At 41.1% G+C, this 17,373-nt stretch carries 12 protein-coding genes; 7 read left to right on the forward strand and 5 right to left on the reverse strand.

The features are described 5' to 3' along the window. The first annotated feature begins 24 nt into the window (after positions 1-24). Complete coding sequence (locus IYN84_RS12610) at positions 25-738, forward strand: hypothetical protein (protein ID WP_196139560.1); 714 nt, start codon at positions 25-27, stop codon at positions 736-738. 123 nt (positions 739-861) lie between these two features. Here the strand turns inward: IYN84_RS12610 and IYN84_RS12615 are convergent, their stop codons facing one another. The 4 genes from IYN84_RS12615 to IYN84_RS21260 form a co-directional block, all read right to left on the reverse strand. Next, positions 862-2,052, reverse strand: a complete 1,191-nt coding sequence (locus IYN84_RS12615; RefSeq protein WP_196139561.1) for an amidohydrolase family protein — start codon at positions 2,050-2,052, stop codon at positions 862-864. 424 nt (positions 2,053-2,476) lie between these two features. Continuing rightward, positions 2,477-2,938 (reverse strand): hypothetical protein, encoded by a 462-nt coding sequence (locus IYN84_RS12620; protein WP_196139562.1) that lies wholly within the window; start codon positions 2,936-2,938, stop codon positions 2,477-2,479. Positions 2,939-3,693: 755 nt separating this feature from the next. After that, entirely contained in the window at positions 3,694-4,638 is a 945-nt protein-coding gene (locus IYN84_RS12625; protein WP_196139563.1) for a polysaccharide deacetylase family protein, read from the reverse strand. Positions 4,639-4,739: 101 nt separating this feature from the next. Continuing rightward, positions 4,740-6,170, reverse strand: coding sequence for a S8 family serine peptidase (locus IYN84_RS21260; protein WP_371734877.1), 1,431 nt, complete (start codon positions 6,168-6,170; stop codon positions 4,740-4,742). Between the two features lie 187 nt (positions 6,171-6,357). Here IYN84_RS21260 and IYN84_RS12635 point away from each other — a divergent pair, with 187 nt between their 5' ends. The 3 genes from IYN84_RS12635 to IYN84_RS12645 all read left to right on the forward strand — a co-directional run bounded on the left by IYN84_RS12635 (position 6,358) and on the right by IYN84_RS12645 (position 11,209). Beyond that, the gene (locus IYN84_RS12635) at positions 6,358-7,221 is read left to right on the forward strand and encodes a hypothetical protein (RefSeq protein WP_196139565.1); all 864 of its coding nucleotides are present in this window, start codon (positions 6,358-6,360) and stop codon (positions 7,219-7,221) included. A gap of 28 nt (positions 7,222-7,249) precedes the next feature. Further along, positions 7,250-8,716: a S8 family serine peptidase gene (locus IYN84_RS12640; RefSeq protein ID WP_196139566.1), complete on the forward strand. Its 1,467-nt coding sequence runs from the start codon at positions 7,250-7,252 to the stop codon at positions 8,714-8,716. Positions 8,717-9,040: 324 nt separating this feature from the next. Further along, the gene (locus IYN84_RS12645) at positions 9,041-11,209 is read left to right on the forward strand and encodes a S8 family serine peptidase (RefSeq protein ID WP_196139567.1); all 2,169 of its coding nucleotides are present in this window, start codon (positions 9,041-9,043) and stop codon (positions 11,207-11,209) included. 88 nt (positions 11,210-11,297) lie between these two features. Here IYN84_RS12645 and IYN84_RS12650 read toward each other — a convergent pair whose 3' ends face one another. Continuing rightward, positions 11,298-13,010, reverse strand: coding sequence for a M20/M25/M40 family metallo-hydrolase (locus tag IYN84_RS12650; RefSeq protein WP_196139568.1), 1,713 nt, complete (start codon positions 13,008-13,010; stop codon positions 11,298-11,300). Positions 13,011-13,459: 449 nt separating this feature from the next. Between IYN84_RS12650 and IYN84_RS12655 the strand changes: the two genes are divergently transcribed. From IYN84_RS12655 to mnmH, 3 genes are all read left to right on the forward strand, one after another. Then, positions 13,460-14,938, forward strand: coding sequence for a DUF4397 domain-containing protein (locus IYN84_RS12655; protein WP_196139569.1), 1,479 nt, complete (start codon positions 13,460-13,462; stop codon positions 14,936-14,938). Between the two features lie 189 nt (positions 14,939-15,127). Continuing rightward, positions 15,128-16,165 (forward strand): selenide, water dikinase SelD, encoded by a 1,038-nt coding sequence (gene selD, locus IYN84_RS12660; protein ID WP_196139570.1) that lies wholly within the window; start codon positions 15,128-15,130, stop codon positions 16,163-16,165. A 19-nt stretch (positions 16,166-16,184) separates the two neighbouring features. After that, complete coding sequence (gene mnmH, locus IYN84_RS12665; RefSeq protein ID WP_196139571.1) at positions 16,185-17,294, forward strand: tRNA 2-selenouridine(34) synthase MnmH; 1,110 nt, start codon at positions 16,185-16,187, stop codon at positions 17,292-17,294. The last annotated feature ends 79 nt before the right edge of the window (positions 17,295-17,373 follow it).

Raw genomic sequence — 17,373 nt, forward strand, 5'->3', positions numbered from 1 at the left:
ATGGACAGAAAAATAGAGGTTATTATGAAACTTAAACTTTTAGGTTTATTCAGCTACTCCATTTTGCTTATTTTATTTGGCTATTTTCTAGCGTCAAACAATGAAGCACCAAATTTAAATGGCCGGGCTAATCAAGAAAGCTCAACATTAAAAATTGAGTTTGATTCATCAACAGGTAAAACTAATCGACAGTTCAAGCGAACTTCTCTCGTTATTGTTGACAAAGATGGTGCAGAGGGAACTGAAAGCGCTGGACAGGTGTTTACAAACGCAGACGTTGGCGTGAAAGATGTATCTAACTTGGGTGAACAGGAGTTGGCAATTATCAAACTCGATACAGAAAAAGATCATATTTATGAAAGTTTGTTTCAAGTTAGCGATGAGGACTTTCAGTCAATGCGAGAAGCTCATTTGAAGCTGAGCGAAGCAGATTCTCCGGATTACAATTATGAAGACAAAATTTACCAGTATTCCTATCAACAGAATGACGTATCGATTGAAAAATTAAACTGCTTTTCCGTTTCTTGCGAAATGGTATTTCGCTTTCAATCTAAAGAAAGTTTTGCTCAACTCTACAAAGAGCTGGCGAGGCAGGATTGGTGGAATGCTACCGGGTATATTACTGCTATAGATGACAAGCAGCTTAAAGTTCATTTAGTTCGATTTGGCGATGTGAGGTATAATGAGCAGGATGGATCGTCTGAATCAAATCAGGAAGAGAGTTTGATGGATGGCTAATTCATATCGAAATTTTTTTAGTAAAAATACCTCGGTCAAGCTTCTCGACTTCACCGAGGCTAAATCATCCTTCCCTGGACAATAAACTGCTTTATTGAAAGTTATTACAAGTGGTTAGTACATTTAGTTTTGAGACGGTGCAGGTATGCCAAATATTCTACGAGCGTTGCCTGCCATAACCTGTTGAGCTTCATCGAAGCTAAGATCAACTCGTTGCATGCTCTCCAACACTAGCTCTTTGTAGGATTTCGTTTTGCCAGGGCTTCCTGGACCATCCGAGCCATAGATGACTTTATTAAGAATATTCGAATTTTTGGCGCGCTTTAGAACACCATCCATAATTTCTCCATTCGGATCATTTCTTTCCGAGCCTAGTGCAGAGATCTCGATATAGGCGTTTTCATATTTCTCTGCAAGATAGAATACCTCTTCTATCTTGCTATAGCCTTCATGATTGGCATCGTTACCCGCATGTCCCAGAATAAATTTTACTTGTGGAAACTGCTTAACTGCTTCTTCGAGGTACATCGGATCGAAAGTTCGCATTACAAACGGAAGTTGGTCTTCTTCAAATTCAGAGACTTTGCGAAGAGGGCTTGTTCCTACATGGTGATACACAGGCTTGTTGTATTTTTGAGCCAGTTTATAAATATCAAAATACCTCGGATCATCAAAAGGGGTTAAAGTATGCGCAAAAGCTAATTTGATACCAACAATTCTGGGGTGGGAGAGAGCGGCTTCCAGATTGCTTAAATTCGATACCTTATCCCGGTCCCAGTCTGCAACATTGATACTTGCCAGTCCATAGAAAAAAGGCATGTCATTAAACGTGTTACGATCATCGTCAAGATAGCCTAGCAAGTCTTCGTTTGGCTCTATTCCCCAGGTTTCAGGCGCGTATGTGGCAAATAGAATGCAGTTATTTGCTGCGGCTCGGCGACACTCATTTTTGATTCCGATAAAGGCGCCGTAAGGGTTGAGCTGGAATGAAGAAAAAAATCTTAGAAGCGGGATCTTCAAAGAATCTGGCAGATCAATTGGGAAAACGCTTTTAACAAATTCCTTTCCTTTTGGACCAAGCTTGTCATAACTACCCGGGTGGAGGTGCATATCCAGAACATCCAGAGCTTCATTGGCATATAAGGTGTCGAATTTTTCCCAGTCATGAACCCACTCACTAAACTCGTCAAAGTTAGGAACTTTATTCATTGGTGTGTGTGCTTGAGATGACATAGACGCTGCGAGTAGCGAACTCAGCCCTGCGCCGAGTAATACTTTCTTGATTTTGCCAAATTTCATTTTATTAATCTGCATTTTGGTGGCCTCCTGGATATCGAGTGTTTTAATTATTCTCTGGTGTTAGTTTGTCTTTTGAACTAAGCCATAAATTGAGTTGATAAGCCTGAGCAGTCGTTATAACACCGTAGAGTTATTGACCCTATGGTTGAGCTTGTGTATGAGAATTACGGCAAAATAATTGAAATTTAGTGTCAAACTGGTGTGAATGGAGCGGGCTGCTAATAGTTCTTCAAAATCGCGAAGTTAAGCCTGACAAAGGTTAAGCTTCATGTTCGCACATTCTGTTATATCTCCGCTTGCACTGACTTTCAACTAAAGGGGACCGAGACTTATCTTTTAGAGGAGTAAATGGCAGTATCAGATTAACGCCGACAGAAGAGCATAAAGCATCAGACTCCTAACCCAGTTAATGCATTTTTATATTGTTAAAATTATATAGCTATTCCTGACTATTATTGCGCCAAATAACCTCACTACCTTTTGCGTAAGGATCTTTACTAGTTGGTTCTGCCCAGTGCAGTGTTATGGTAGGTTCTGATTCTTCCGCTTCGGATAGCGTGAGTTCAATTCTTTCATCTAAGCAATTCGCGAGAATTATATATGGGCCTTTGGAACGATACACACGAATGAGTTCCGCATTCAAGAAACTTAAACTCTCAGGGATTTCTGCTTTATAAAACTGCATTTGATAGTTCTCTTGAGAGTGAATTTTGTTTAGTTTCTGCACTTCAATGAATACCGTTTCTAGCTGCTTTGGTGTAAGCGAGCGGACGCGAGTAACTGCAGGATGAGACTCCGGGGCGATACAACCAAAGCCATGATAGGGGTCTCCATCGCAAGCCGATACACAGAATAAAACAGTAGTAACTGCTAGAAGAATATATCTTATTTTGTGCATCATATTAGTTGCGTCTAATACTCAATAAAAGGACCTAAGTTTCAGCAATCCGACAAAGAAGCTAAATCAAAGTGCTAGTTTGTCAGGTAGTAGGAGATTTACCAGTACACCAGATACCATAGCAAGAGCAGTAACCTTCTTACAATCTGGTTTTTCTAAATCTTTTTAGTCATCTAATGTCGGGTTCAAAATCTAGATTGTAATTCAATCTGAGTATTTAGCCGCATATGGCTATGTGAGGATGCTATGTGCAGCTTCGCTTATAGAATACACACTCTGATTCATAGTCAGCGCTTTGATTCTTCAATTTCTAGATACTCGACCCAATAGTTTGCACCCAAAATCTTCAGCATTGCTCAGTGCCATGCATCATCATGAAACTCCAGAGCTCTATTTTCTTCTCACTGTGCTTCAGATATATAATTGCTCAGACGGCTCTTTGGCGTCAGTTTCGCTCAGCTTTCCGATTTCATGTAAGCACCACTGATATAGGTATCGTCGCTGTTTTAGATTAGCTATATAACCCTTCTCGTTGATCACGATTATCTTGCTTTGCTCACATCACGCTTAATTAACGCAGTAAATTTCATTGATAGTGGTATTGATGCTCCGAAAATTAGAGATATAACTACTTAAACAACCATCTTACAGCAGCGCGTAAAATCCGCAAGCGGTATTATATGAGTTGGTGAATTTCTATAACAGCGGACGCTAGTCGTTTAACTAAGCTTTGTAGTGTTCTTCTGCAGAATCTCTTTTTAGGGAAGTGTATCTGCTTTTGAAAGAACCTCAGTTTCAAATTTTGCCTTCAGATACTCTTCCGATAGACTGCTATGCCAGAGTTGCCTTTTTTGTCCTTTATCTTTCGCTATTTCGCCTATTCGACCGGGATTAAATTTGAAGATGTTGCTTGTTTGATATTGAGCAATAGGATCCTCATAAGCGTCTTGCGGAGAAATGATCTTCCAACCATTACTTCTTAGCTCATCCACTAGATTGCCAATAAAGAGTGCAGAAATATCCATTTCATGCAGCAATAATACATGTCGAGGAGAACGCCCGAGATGCTTTACTGCCAGTTGATCATAATGTTCGATACTTTGCATCAACACATCAATATAGTAGTCGCGCATTTTATCCAGACTGATTTCTTCTCCCTGCACAATGGCCTTTTGAAACAGGCCTTCCATATACCAGTCATAGTTGTTGAGAGTGATATAGGCATTTCGAAATCCATTCTCTTTCAATAGTCGTCGAAAACCATCTCTCTTTTTTAAGGTGTCGCCTTCTCGCAAATAAGGGAAGCGAAACCACTTTCGATAGTTATCGAATTGTCTTAAAAGTAAATCGGCTTGCTCGAAATCCTGCGAATATTCTTCGAGACTTAGTTGGTTAAAGTCAGAATGGGTATGAGTATGGTTAGCGATGATATGTCCGGCGTCACTATACATTTTTAAGCGAGAAATACCTTCCTCATCCAGGCGCTTGCTGACCGAAAAAAAGGCTACTTGTTGAACTTCGTGTTGTTTGAGAGTTCTTATCAGCTTTTTTGCTCTTTCTGACCCACTAAAATAGCCTGTGGCGAATCTGGGCGAGTCATCAAAGGTCAGGGCTATTTCTTTTGAATGTAATGGGCTTGCAGTGTAAATAAATAGCAGTGCGATTAAAGCCCGTTCGACAAAGTAACGGAAAGTAGCGGTCATTGGATAAATATCCTGCAGTAGGCGGCTGATTAGAAGTCGACAGATGATACCATACAGCGTTATCGCTTTTCCTTCCACCTGCTCTTAAATTAGTATTTTAACTATAACTGATTTAGCTGAGAAAGTGTTTCATAAGCTCTTTCAATATTGAGCTTTCCATATCCAAATTCATAATCCTTCCCTGTTTCTCCCAAATCTAATGTTGTATCCAGAAAAGTGCGGACGATAGTGCTTACACTAAGAGCTGGAAAATCTATTTTTGCTTTCAGGAAAGACACTATTACCGGTGCTATTGCATAAGAGGTTCCACTAACTTTCTGATAACTGTTGATAGCAATTGGTGAAGCAACTAACCAGTCTTTTCCTTGAGCAACCAGAGACACGTGAGGAGATGATGTTTTACAACTGCTTTCGCCAGATGAAGTTGTTGCTAATTTCTGATTCTTATCGTCGATTGCACCGACACTAATTAGTGGTGTCGTGTCTGTGCTGTAAAATAAATTCGCCGGGGTATAGCTTTGCCCCGGCTCCATGCCATAGTTTCCGGCAGCAAAAACAGAAACAATATCAGAAAGCCAGAGTAGTTCCAGAGGGTATTGCCATTCGATATGGCAGCCCGGCTGGTCAACTAGCCAGGCGTTAGCCAGAACATCAACTTTCGATTGCATGAAAAACCAGTCAAGGCATTGGATCACCGTTAGCTTGTTGAACCTTCCCTGTGGAAGTCCGTTGCAGGACAAATATTTGATTTTATTTTTGTTGTAATAGGATTGTCTGTAAGCTTTTGACTCTTGATACAACTTGTCTATTAGATAAATGATTCCGGTACCGTGTCCCAGTCCGCTGTCGATAAGGTCATGTGAATCATTTGCTGGGTTGTATTGCAATACATCAATATTTTTAAAAGACTCATGCTTGTTTGACACCCCGGAGTCGAGCAAGCCTACCACAGAAAAATTGTTTGCTGATTCCCTGATTATGTTTTCTGAATAGATGTGATCTATCGCATGTTTGTACTTTCTTTTTTTATCAGAGGACGTGTAAAAAAATATTGCTGAATTGTTCAGCGCAACATATCTGATTTTTTTTAGTCTGGATTTTTGATCTTTTTTTAGTGATTTATAGTAATTATTTACAGATTCAATGTTGAGATTTTTTGTGAGATTTTGAATTGCTCTTTTGGTTTCCTTTTTTGTGAGTTTTAGTTGTTGAAAATTGTGTTTTAAATTTGTCAGGTCGATGTTTTTTTTAAATTCGATGTATTCTGAGTCAGCTGATAATTGCTGTTTAAATAATTTTTTATGGCGTTGTATGAGGCGTATTTTGTGAAAGCAGTTTTTGTTACGCTTGTCCACAAAAGCATTGTTTTTGTCAAGGCATATGAATTCTTCGCTGTATGCGTTTGATGGCGAAGCTAAAAATAGTAAAGCGGTACAAAAAAAGCAGGTGCTTATGAAATTATCGCTCATTATAGATTTTTTTTTGTAAAGGTTAAACCATCCATTAGTATCTCTTTTTTCTGTGGTTGTCATTGTTAATATTTACCTATCTCGAATCGCAAATTTTCAACTTCACTAATATCTCGAAAGTCGAAGGCTGATAGTTGGTTTGTAGTAAAAATAACTGATAGCGTCTTCTGGCGGCATATGGGATATGCCGTATTCAAAATAAGTCAAGCGAGATGTTTGCACTTTTTAATCTTATAACAGGAGATATAAAATGACAGTTATGCGAAAACAGGTCATCAAATTTGCTAGTCTGATGACTATTTTAATAGTCTCAGGATGCGGCTATTCTGACTATCCAGGGCACCCTGGACATAAGACTCAAAATGAAGCTTATGTACCAGCCTGGAGTACTGTAATTTCTGGATTTGGTGATGAGTACGACGGTACCTACGTTTATTCGGTCAAGTATAACAACCGAAATTGGCAAAAAAGCAATTATCAGTTTAACGTAGAGATTAAAAGCTATCGTAACAAGGTCGGTAGTTCTTATCCTCATAGACCAAATGTTTTTCCTGATGCTGATGGGTTTGATCGTGCAACAGGTTTCGCTGGCGGTACTTACTATCCCTATTGGACAGCAACCGACCAAGACGCAAATATTGACGGTGGCTTAGCAAATTTTGACCAAACTCATCCGCTTGATGAAGATGGAAACTGGATTGAACCAGGACTTATTCTTGTAGCCAATGCGCCGGAACAGGAAGTTGACTCTGTCGATTGGGACTTGCAATCGAGTGTAAAGAGTGCAGGCGAATTATTAAATAGTTTGATATCTAATAAAGGCAAGCTGAATAATCTAAGTTTCTCTATTAAGAATATCGAGCTTGATGGCGCTGTGTATCCCGCAGGCGGATTTCAGTTTGAAGTGTCGACTCAGACCGGTGGCTTCAATCAATTCAAAATCGTTAACCAACCAGCGACTGCTCAACTCATTAAAAGTATTCTGGACAATACCCAGGATCTAAAAAAAGTTGAACTCAAACTTCATCTGGAAAATGGAATGGTTGTCGGACTACCAAAAGATTTAAGTGTTCGCTTTAACCATAAGGTTTTACGAAAGCTTGGACAGCTTTAATTGACGCGATAATAAGGAGAAAATAATCATGAAAAAAATATTTAAGAAAACGCTGGTTAGCAGTTTGGTTTTGGCGGCCGCGTCTATGTCTCATATCGCGTCAGCTAGCAATGAGCAAAATGTGATTGTAAAGTTAAAGAATCCATCAGCCTCTTTTTCGATTAGCGCGAGCCAAAAGGATACTCTTAATGTTTCACCACAAGCTTTTCACCAGAAGCAGGGCAAACTACGGCTAGCAAATGTTAAATCTTTTATTCAGAAAAATCAGATCAAGCCTAAGCATGTATACAGCAATGTATACTCCGGTTTTTCTGCGACTTTGACTCAGGATCAGATCGATTCTCTTTTGAAAGATCCTAATGTGGCTGCCGTTTATCCTGATAAGATATATAACATTTATGGAGCGAGTTTAAATAAAAACGCGCCTGAACAGCTAAAAGCGAGCAAAAAATCTAAGGCCCAAAAAACAACTAAGCGAAAGCGTAAGTTAATCGACTGGCCACAAGTGGTTCCTCAAGGACCTGCTGATTCTGGAGCGATGATCTCAAGTTATAGAGGGAATGGCCAGCATGTATATGTGCTGGATACCGGTGTTGATGTTAATCAAAATGATATTAAGGATAATCTGGGGTTATCTTATGCGCCAGAATTCTGTCACTGGCCGGGAGACAATAAAGTATGTCCTATGCCATTTTCGGATGATCATAGCCACGGCACTCATGTAGCAGGAACAATACTGGCAAGCGACAATGACATAAATGCCCTTGGTATGGCACCTGAAGCGACTTTGCACGCTGTAAAAGTTTGTTCTAATGTGGGTAGCTGTCCCGGTTCAACAATCCTGGCGGGGCTTAACTGGGCGGTATTTGACATGTTAGGTCGCGGTACCGCTTCTGTTGCCAATCTGAGTTTAGGTGGACCAACGGATGAAGACGCTGGTGTCTGTGATGAAAATGGTTACGCTGGTGATAACTTCATTGCCGAGTCTTATTGTAATGCAGCTCATCAGGGGATGGTTATCGTAGTAGCTGCAGGAAATGACTCTGATGATGCCTCTGGCTACTCGCCAGCAGGTCTGGACTCGACCATAACTGTGAGCGCATATTCCAGCTACGACCCGGAAACCGGTGAAGCGGTTTATACTAATTTCAGTAACTATGGCGTAGGTTCAAATACTTGGAGTGATAGAGAGTCCGGGGTAATTACAATTGCTGCCCCAGGTGAATCAATCCTTTCTCTCAACCGAACTCATGCTACAACAAGAATGAGTGGGACATCTATGGCGGCTCCCGCTGTCGCTGGTGCTGCTGCTTTGGTTCTTGAAAAATATCCACAAGCAATGGATTTCTCAGCAATGCAAAACGTTAGACAGCTGTTAGTTGATAATGCCACCATTCCAGCATTTTATTCAACCAAGCCTGATTCAGATGGAAATGAACTTAACTTTCCACACGAAGAAGGTTTGCTAAATCTGCTGTTTCTTGATGATGAGTAATCATTAGCACTTATAGCGCCTCTTTAGAGGGGCGCTTCTGCTTGACTCAAGAAGCAGTATGCTTAAACAATCAATAGTCGCTAAAAGTATTTTAATGTGATTGAACAATAAAACGATTTGAATTTTTAATCTCAATTTAAAAACTTAAACAAGTTTAAAAAAATTCTAGTGCGCTTGTTTTTTCTGTTTTCGAGATACTTTCATTTATATCTCATTTTCTCTCTTCAAAAATCATTGTTGTTTTACATACTGGGACAACTGGTCGGATGTTTAGTGCCAGTTATAACAGGACCAAAAACAAAACCCTACGAAAGGAGAAACCGAATGTATTGCATTCAGAAAATAATAAATTGTAGGTTATATCCAACAGCAAAAAAGTGGCGTTCTTTACTTGTGTTATTTGTTGCGATGTTAACCATTCAGGCTCATGCTGGAGCGAGCGACTCTCAAACTTTATTTCAAAGTTATTATGAAAAAGAGCTTATCGTTAAATTCAAAAGTGAGAGTGGAGAGCAGCGATTACCAACGGCTCTGGTAACTCAGAGATTGGAAAATATCAGCCAGGCGCTTAATGTTGAATTGAAACATTTGCGGGCGTTGGGATCTGGCGCAGAGTTAGTGACTTATTCTGGTAGTCTTAACGCTCCAAATCTAAATCGTCTGGCAAAATTAATGGCTAGTCGAGCCGATATTGTCTACGCAGTGCCAAATTTACGACTTTTTGCCATGGCAACGCCAAACGATTCTCGTTATAGCGAACAGTGGCACTACTACGAACAAAACGGTGGTATCAATATGCCTGCCGCCTGGGATATCAACGAAGGTAATGGTGCTGTCGTTGCGGTGATTGATACCGGGTATCGGCCACATGTCGATTTGGTTGACAATATTCTTCCCGGCTATGACTTTATTTCAGATAGTGGTACCGCTCGAGATGGAGATGGTCGAGATAACGACGCGAGTGATGAAGGGGACTGGTTTGGCATTTTTGAGTGTCCCGGAGCTCTCTTTTTTCAGATGAACTCCAGTTGGCACGGAACTCATGTTGCCGGAACGATTGCCGCTGTTAATAACAATAGCGAGGGTGTTGCCGGGATTGCAACCAAAGCGAAGATTCTGCCGGTTAGAGTACTTGGTAAATGCGGTGGAACCATGTCTGATATTCAGGATGGAATGCTTTGGGCTGCGGGCATTTCTGTGCCCGGTATTCCTGACAACCCCAACCCTGCACAGGTAATTAATTTAAGCCTTGGTGGACAGGCTGCCTGTGATTCAGCGATGCAGGATGTTGTCGATCAAATTGTTGCAGCGGGAACCAGTGTGGTTGTTGCTGCAGGGAATAGTAATGCCGATGCGTCTGGGTTTACTCCTGCCAGTTGCGATCAAGTCGTGACTGTCGCTTCTACCAATCGAAGCGGCGAGCGTTCGAGCTATTCCAATTATGGTTCGGTTGTCGAAGTGGCTGCGCCCGGAGGAGAAACTAGCGGAAGTCAGGCGAATGGAGTGTTATCAACTTTAAATACTGGAACCAAAACGCCTGAAAGTGACAGCTATGCCTTCTATCAGGGAACCAGTATGGCTTCTCCTCATACTGCCGGAGTGGCGGCTCTTTTATACAGCTACAAACCGGATATTACCCCTGCACAAGTGACGCAAACTTTGCAAGATACTGCGCGTAGTTTTCCTGGCAGCTGCTCTGGTTGTGGCGCAGGCATCATAGACGCGGCAGCTGCTCTTCAATCGCTTGATGGCGGGAATCAAGCGCCTGAAGCAAACTTTAATTATACTGCCAGCGGACTAAACGTCAGCTTTACTGACGCCAGTACTGATAATGATGGTAGTCTGATCAGCTGGAGCTGGGACTTTGGTGACGGGAATACATCAAGTGAACAGAATCCGACGCATCTTTATGCTAGCTCAGGTAACTATGTCGTAGTTCTTACTGTTTCTGACGATCAGGGAGCGAGTGACTCTGCTACTCAGACCGTTAGTCTTAATGACGGCAATAACCAGACACCAACTTCAAGTTTTAGTTTTACCGCTAATGCAACTCAGGTTGACTTTTCTGACCAAAGCAGTGATCCCGATGGGACTATTGTTGGCTGGAGCTGGGATTTTGGTGATGGCAGCTCGTCGAATGAACAAAATCCGAGTCATACATATGCGGCCGATGGAACTTACACCGTGGTATTAACTGTGACTGACAATGATGGTGCTTCCCATTCGAGTAGTCAGGAAATTACTGTTACTTCACCAATAAATAGCATTGAGCTGAATGTGACAACCAGTAAAGTCTGGATTTTCACTCAGGTTAACCTTGGATGGAGCGGGGCCAATGGAAGTCAGGTTGATATCTATGAAAATGGCAGTTTATATACAGCCGTTAATAATTCTGGAAGTTGGTCTGAATGGCGAGTGGGTGATGTGACTTCGACCTTTCGAGTTTGTGAAGCGGGTACTGATAGTTGTTCTGCAGACGTGCCAGCCAATTAAACTTTGCACTTAACTAATTTTTGAAGCCGTATCGTCGCTTCGAAATTGAGACAAACAGGGAGGCTTTCCCTGTTTGTCATTTCTACAATTAACGGTTATCACTTCTTCTGATAAATCCTGATGCCAGCAAAGTACTGAATAACCATAATGTCAGCGGCCCGCCACCACTAGAGCGGGATAAAGTATCAATTGACTCTGGTTGTGGCTTGATAGTTACCACTAATTGTTGATAACTTCCTGTATTTGTCGATGAAGAAGAACTGGAAAGCTCGACAACAAAATGCTTCTCTTCATTGACCTGACCAACCTGTAACGAAATTGCTTTGTTACTGGAATCATTGGCTTCCCAACTAAGGCTTCCTGATATTGCGGTATAATCGAGACCTCCAATTGCACTGCCATCAAGGGAATGATAGCTGACAGTGACCGACTCGGAAGTATCTCCAATTCGTTCAACTTCTATCGTTGCCTGAGTACCTTCGATGATCTCAAGTGCATTGGTTTCAAATTGAATCGAAGCGACTTCACTTTCGCCAATTTGACCTTTTCCCAATTCAGCGACATAGGCAATTGAAAGTTTTAGAAAATTAGTAGCATGTTCTTTATCAAAGTGAGTATCGTTACTGGTGTGTATCAAGTCATTGCTCTGATTAAAAGTCGCCTCAAACGGGAATGATGCTGCAAAACCCTGACTGTTCCATGACGCGTGATCGGAACAAGCGTAGCCGCATTGAGTGAAACTAAATTCGATGGCAGGAAAATAATGCTCAAGTAATTGCGTCATAAAGGTGGTTTGTGCATTATCGGTATAGTCGTTAACAAAAAAAATTTTTGTCGAGTTGCTGCCGTTATAGCCTGTCATATCAAACTGACTCACTCCGATAACATTTTTGTTCTGCTCTTTATAGGAACTAGCTATTTCTGACGAGCCTCGAAGACCTACCTCTTCTGCTGCGTATCCGATTATTTGTATCGTGCGAGCAGGTCGGTAGTCTGCCGCCACAATGGCTCTTAACGTCTCTGTTATCACCGCAATACCAGAGGCATTATCATCTGCGCCGGGTGCTACATTGGCTGAAGGATTAAAGCCATTAATTGAGTCGAGGTGACCACCAATGACAATAATTTCATCTGGCTTGCTAGTTCCTGCAATGGTCGCTATAACCGATGGTTGTAACCAGTTGTTGTGTTCAAACAGGGAGACCTGAATATCGTTCCTTGAGGAGGCGAGACTTTGCCAGTGATCGCGAAGCCAGATGGCTGAATCATATCCAGATTGTCGGGCATAATAGCGACTATAAAAATTGCTCAGATCAGAAACCGTGGAAGCCATATTGTCTGCGCTAATTTTAGTTAGCAAAGCATCAACACTGAACTGGTTATCAATAGAGTAGGCAAATTGCCGTTTATTACTTGCCGAGGATAACAAAGAGTTTGCAATAAATGCTTTAGCCTCATCTTCGCTCTCATGATAGAAAAAACCACCACAACGTTGTTCATTGTCATGCATCCACTTACTTAAACTGGTTATTTGCGATTCCGGTAGCTTAAGTAAGGAAATATTTTGGGATAACTCATTTAGATTTCTAATAGAGTTATGTTCATTAGCGGCTTGAACTTTAAGTAGCTCTGTCTGGTCTGACAAAAGTTTACTTGCGGTAATACTATCGAGACTAATCCAGACTTCACTATCTTCTTGCTCGATTTCACTGATTTTTTCTGCGTTGGTTGCAAAGCTTGTTATTGTAAGCAAAGACAACAAAAAACAATATCGTAATAAAACTTGGTTAGTTCGCCGCATGACCGACTACTCCATTACTCAATTAATCCAGGCTGGCGCAAAGTTTACGGCTTGCGCACATAGTCTCAAGCGACATATTTACATTTTTATACCAATTCAATGTTTTATTTTGTCTGGAGATAAAAAATCAATGAGTTAAGTTTTTAACTTTGAAAGTGAAATATCGCGAATGCAATAAAGTTAGAGGAGATACAATACCATGGATTGGGATGACGCATGCTCTTCTATTGTATTAATTGGTGACAATTGACCCGCGAATTAGTTTTGTAAAGTTAAGTAAAGCTTTGCAAAGAATTTAAAAAATACTGATTTTATTGAATATCTGTTGAACCTATTTTCTATTTATTCCTCTACACATTGCCCTGGCCAGGGAGTCAATTTATTTTTAATCAGAACTACGGTTTTTTCTGATGAAAATGATTTTTAAAGAATTGCCATAGGAATATATTATGCTAAAAATATTTAATCCAGAGATGAGTGCGTGGCTCAAAATTACTATTCCACTTGCGTTACTTTTGGGGATGGTCGGGTGCAATGACGATAGTGACTCAACGTCAAGTGGCTACCTTCAACTTTATAATGTTTCACAAAATTCGCCTGGACTCTACCTTGTTATCGATGATAATGACGATGATGACGAGGAAATAGTTGGAGCGGTTTATCAAGGCAAGGTCTCCAGCCATATCGAGTTGGATGCCGGAAGTTACGACATTGAAGTTGCCTGGCCGGAAGATGATGAGCTAGATGATATGACAATCTTATCCCAGACAAGCTCAACAATTGTGAATGATACGATTGAACTGATCGTTTTTGCTGAAGATGTAGAGGAAGCAAGCCTTATTCACTATTCGATCCCCGTTGTTAGCGACGATGACGATGAGGATGACGAGTTATTCAATCTGCGACTACTTAATTTGAACACGAATCAATCAACGATTGATATCTATATGTCCAAAGCTGATGAAACTTTTAATGAATCCGGTATGGTTGCGCAACTTAATTATAAAGATTTAACAGATAATCAAAAGATTGATCAAGATGAGTATGTTTTCTATATCACAGCTGAAGGTTCTTCTGAGATTTTATATCAGTCTGAAGAAATCGATTTCGCCTATGTTGGGCAATTTATTCTGGCAGTTAGAGAAAATGATGGGATTGGTGAGTCGCCTTATACAGTCGACTTGCTTTCCCATTATGCTTTGAATTATCCCGATACAAACTCTATCAGTCGTCTGTCTGTTTACAATGCAGTTACTCAACATGAACAGATACCCGAGTATAGCGATCAGGTAGATGTGACGTTACAGAGCGTCGGAGATGTTTTTACAATTGAAAACATTGCCTTTGAAAATTTCAGTCTACCGCTAGAAGTAAGCTCTGGAGATTATAGTGTTAAAGTATCTGATTCTGACAGTCAATCCTTGTTGGTAGAAAATCACTTGCTCTCGCTGGAGCCTAATACAGATAAAACAGTGTTCCTTTATTCATTAGAAACTGAAGTGGATGATGATGGTGATGGCGATGTTGATGAGGACGGTGACGGCGTGGTAGACGAATATGAGGTTACACTTAACTCTTTAGTGGTCGAAAATAGTACCAGTGAAAGTATCTACGAGCATCAAATCAAAGTGGTAAACTTGATCGATGATTTTTCGAGTGTCTCAGTGTATTTTGTTAAAAGTAATGAAAACATAGAAACTGCAGATTATCAGTTATCTGCATCGAGCTTGAGTGAAAAAAATATCTATCTAAAGAATAACTCGTACAATGTTTATGTTATTGCTAAAGATAATACAACTGATCTGATATTAAGTTATTCAATTCTAACGCTTGACGAAAACTCCAATGAACAATTTTTAGTACTGGATGAGTCTGACTCCTCGGATACCGGATATAGTGCCTCATTTTTTGCACAACAAAGAAATTAGCGCCAAGGATTTCAAACGGATTTAACTTGAACTTTTTATAACGGTAAAAAGCGCGGGCTGACAATTAAAAGGTCGGCCTGTTCTTCCTGTTAGCCATCATCATCTCTCTGCTATTTTAGGTTTAGGGACTTTTCCTTTTATCCTAACCTCGTTACTATAGGCGTAATTACCACAGGGAACCTCTCAAATATGAATGAGCAAGTCGTAAAGTTAACCGAATTTAGTCACGGCGCCGGTTGCGGCTGCAAGATTTCTCCAAAAGTATTGTCGACAATTCTTCAATCTTCTCTTCCTGTCATGGAGGATGAGCGCTTGTTGGTGGGAAATACCACCCGAGATGACGCTGCCGTTTATCAACTAGATGACAGTACTGCTGTTATCAGTACTACCGACTTCTTTATGCCAATTGTTGATGACCCGTTTACTTTTGGAAGAATCGCTGCGACAAACGCTATCAGTGACATTTACGCGATGGGTGGTACACCGATTATGGCGATTGCTATATTGGGGTGGCCATTGGATAAGCTATCCCCTGACGTTGCGCAGCAGGTTGTTGAAGGAGGGCGCAAAGCTTGTATGGATGCAGGAATCATGCTGGCTGGCGGTCATAGTATTGATGCCCCTGAACCCATTTTTGGATTAGCTGTTACCGGGCGAGTTAGTCTCACAGACTTAAAGCAAAACAACACTGCCAGGCAAGGAGACAAGCTCTATCTAACCAAACCTCTGGGTATCGGAGTTTTGACAACCGCTCAGAAAAAGAAAAAGCTGTTGCCTGAGGATTCAAATATCGCAGTAAATGCCATGTGTCAGTTGAATACTTTTGGGGCACAACTTGTTGGAATTTCTGGCGTTAATGCAATGACTGATGTGACCGGTTTTGGTCTGGCTGGTCATTTACTCGAAATGTGTCAAGGAGCAGAGCTTTCTGCTGCGATTGAGTTCCAGTGTATCCCGCGTCTTAATAGGGTCGATCATTATCTGGCACTAGATTGCGTTCCCGGAGGTACCGGAAGAAATTATGACAGTTATGGAGAGCACCTGCCGTCACTAACCGCTAGTCAGATTCAATTATTATGTGATCCACAAACGAGTGGCGGCCTGTTAATTTCTGTATCAGCTCAAGCAGAGCAGGCGCTTGTTGACAGAGCAAAAGAAAATAACCAGGAAATTTATCTTATCGGAGAAATGAAAGATAAATCTGAGCAATGGATAGAGCTAGTTTAGTGGTACGGTTTACATTTTGATGATAGTAGCAAATAGCAATCAGCCAATGATCAGTCGCCAGGATTATGCTCAAATCTTTCTTTCAGATCGTCCCCTGGTTGATTTGAGAGCGCCAATCGAGTTCGTTAAAGGAGCATTTCCTCGCAGTGTCAGCCTGCCTTTGATGTCCGACGATGAAAGGGCAAAGGTTGGTACCTGTTATAAACAAAATGGTCAACAAGCGGCTATTACTCTTGGACACCAGTTGGTTAGCGGCGAAAATCGAGCACAGAAATTAAAGGATTGGCTCCTGTTTATCGACAAGAATCCGGATGTTTTATTCTATTGTTTTCGTGGTGGATTACGCTCACGAGTTACCTACGGCTGGTTAAAAGAAGCCGGGGCGGCAGTTCCCTATATCGAAGGCGGATACAAGGGGATGCGTCAATATTTAATCGAGCAACTTGAGAGCTTTCCGGTGAAACCAATGATTCTCTTAAGCGGAATGACAGGAAGCGGAAAGACTGAAGTTATTGGCCAATTAGAAAACAGTATTGACCTTGAGCAGCTGGCAGGACATCGAGGTTCCAGTTTTGGCAAACAGATAGACAATCAACCCAGTCAGATCAGTTTCGAAAATAGACTGGCAGTAGAGCTATTAAAATGGAAGCAAAAACAACAGCGCCAACTCGTGCTGGAGTCCGAAAGTCGAATGATCGGACGAAGAGCAATTCCTCATTCTTTTTTTGCCAAGATGAAAAATGCTCCTCGTATTCGTCTTGTCGATTCGCTCGATAACAGGATAGCACGCATTTTCAGAGAATATGTAGAAGAGCAGCTTGCCAGTTATCAGAGCCATTATGGCGAGGAAAACGGAACTCTGAAATTTTCTGAAAGCTTGTTTCACTCTTTAGATCAAATTAAAAAACGCCTGGGAGGGGCAAACTTCTCTCTGGCGTATAAGTATATGTCTGATGCGTTGGCATCTCCCTATTCGGTTGACCGATTGAAACATCAGGCGTGGATTCGGGTTTTGCTGGAAAACTACTATGATCCACTTTATGAAAAACATAATCGACAGTTTATGGAACAAACCAGGTTTGTCGGAAATCGTGAGCAAGTGCTAGCCTGGTTGCAGCAGAATATTTAACTTTATCAATCATCTTGATTGCGGCTACCTATTGAGCTTGCAACATCTGAAAAATAGTCCAGACTTAACTACAAATTGT

It is taken from the genome of Aliikangiella sp. G2MR2-5 (genome assembly GCF_015687155.1).
In the GTDB taxonomy this organism is placed as follows: domain Bacteria; phylum Pseudomonadota; class Gammaproteobacteria; order Enterobacterales; family Kangiellaceae; genus Aliikangiella.

Bases quoted from the DNA above. Each gene is read 5' to 3' on its own strand.
- IYN84_RS12610 (WP_196139560.1), top strand. From the start codon at position 25: ATGAAACTTAAACTTTTAGGTTTATTCAGCTACTCCATTTTGCTTATT.
- IYN84_RS12615 (WP_196139561.1), bottom strand. From the start codon at position 2,052: ATGCAGATTAATAAAATGAAATTTGGCAAAATCAAGAAAGTATTACTC.
- IYN84_RS12620 (WP_196139562.1), bottom strand. From the start codon at position 2,938: ATGATGCACAAAATAAGATATATTCTTCTAGCAGTTACTACTGTTTTA.
- IYN84_RS12625 (WP_196139563.1), bottom strand. From the start codon at position 4,638: ATGACCGCTACTTTCCGTTACTTTGTCGAACGGGCTTTAATCGCACTG.
- IYN84_RS21260 (WP_371734877.1), bottom strand. From the start codon at position 6,170: ATGACAACCACAGAAAAAAGAGATACTAATGGATGGTTTAACCTTTAC.
- IYN84_RS12635 (WP_196139565.1), top strand. From the start codon at position 6,358: ATGACAGTTATGCGAAAACAGGTCATCAAATTTGCTAGTCTGATGACT.
- IYN84_RS12640 (WP_196139566.1), top strand. From the start codon at position 7,250: ATGAAAAAAATATTTAAGAAAACGCTGGTTAGCAGTTTGGTTTTGGCG.
- IYN84_RS12645 (WP_196139567.1), top strand. From the start codon at position 9,041: ATGTATTGCATTCAGAAAATAATAAATTGTAGGTTATATCCAACAGCA.
- IYN84_RS12650 (WP_196139568.1), bottom strand. From the start codon at position 13,010: ATGCGGCGAACTAACCAAGTTTTATTACGATATTGTTTTTTGTTGTCT.
- IYN84_RS12655 (WP_196139569.1), top strand. From the start codon at position 13,460: ATGCTAAAAATATTTAATCCAGAGATGAGTGCGTGGCTCAAAATTACT.
- selD (WP_196139570.1), top strand. From the start codon at position 15,128: ATGAATGAGCAAGTCGTAAAGTTAACCGAATTTAGTCACGGCGCCGGT.
- mnmH (WP_196139571.1), top strand. From the start codon at position 16,185: ATGATAGTAGCAAATAGCAATCAGCCAATGATCAGTCGCCAGGATTAT.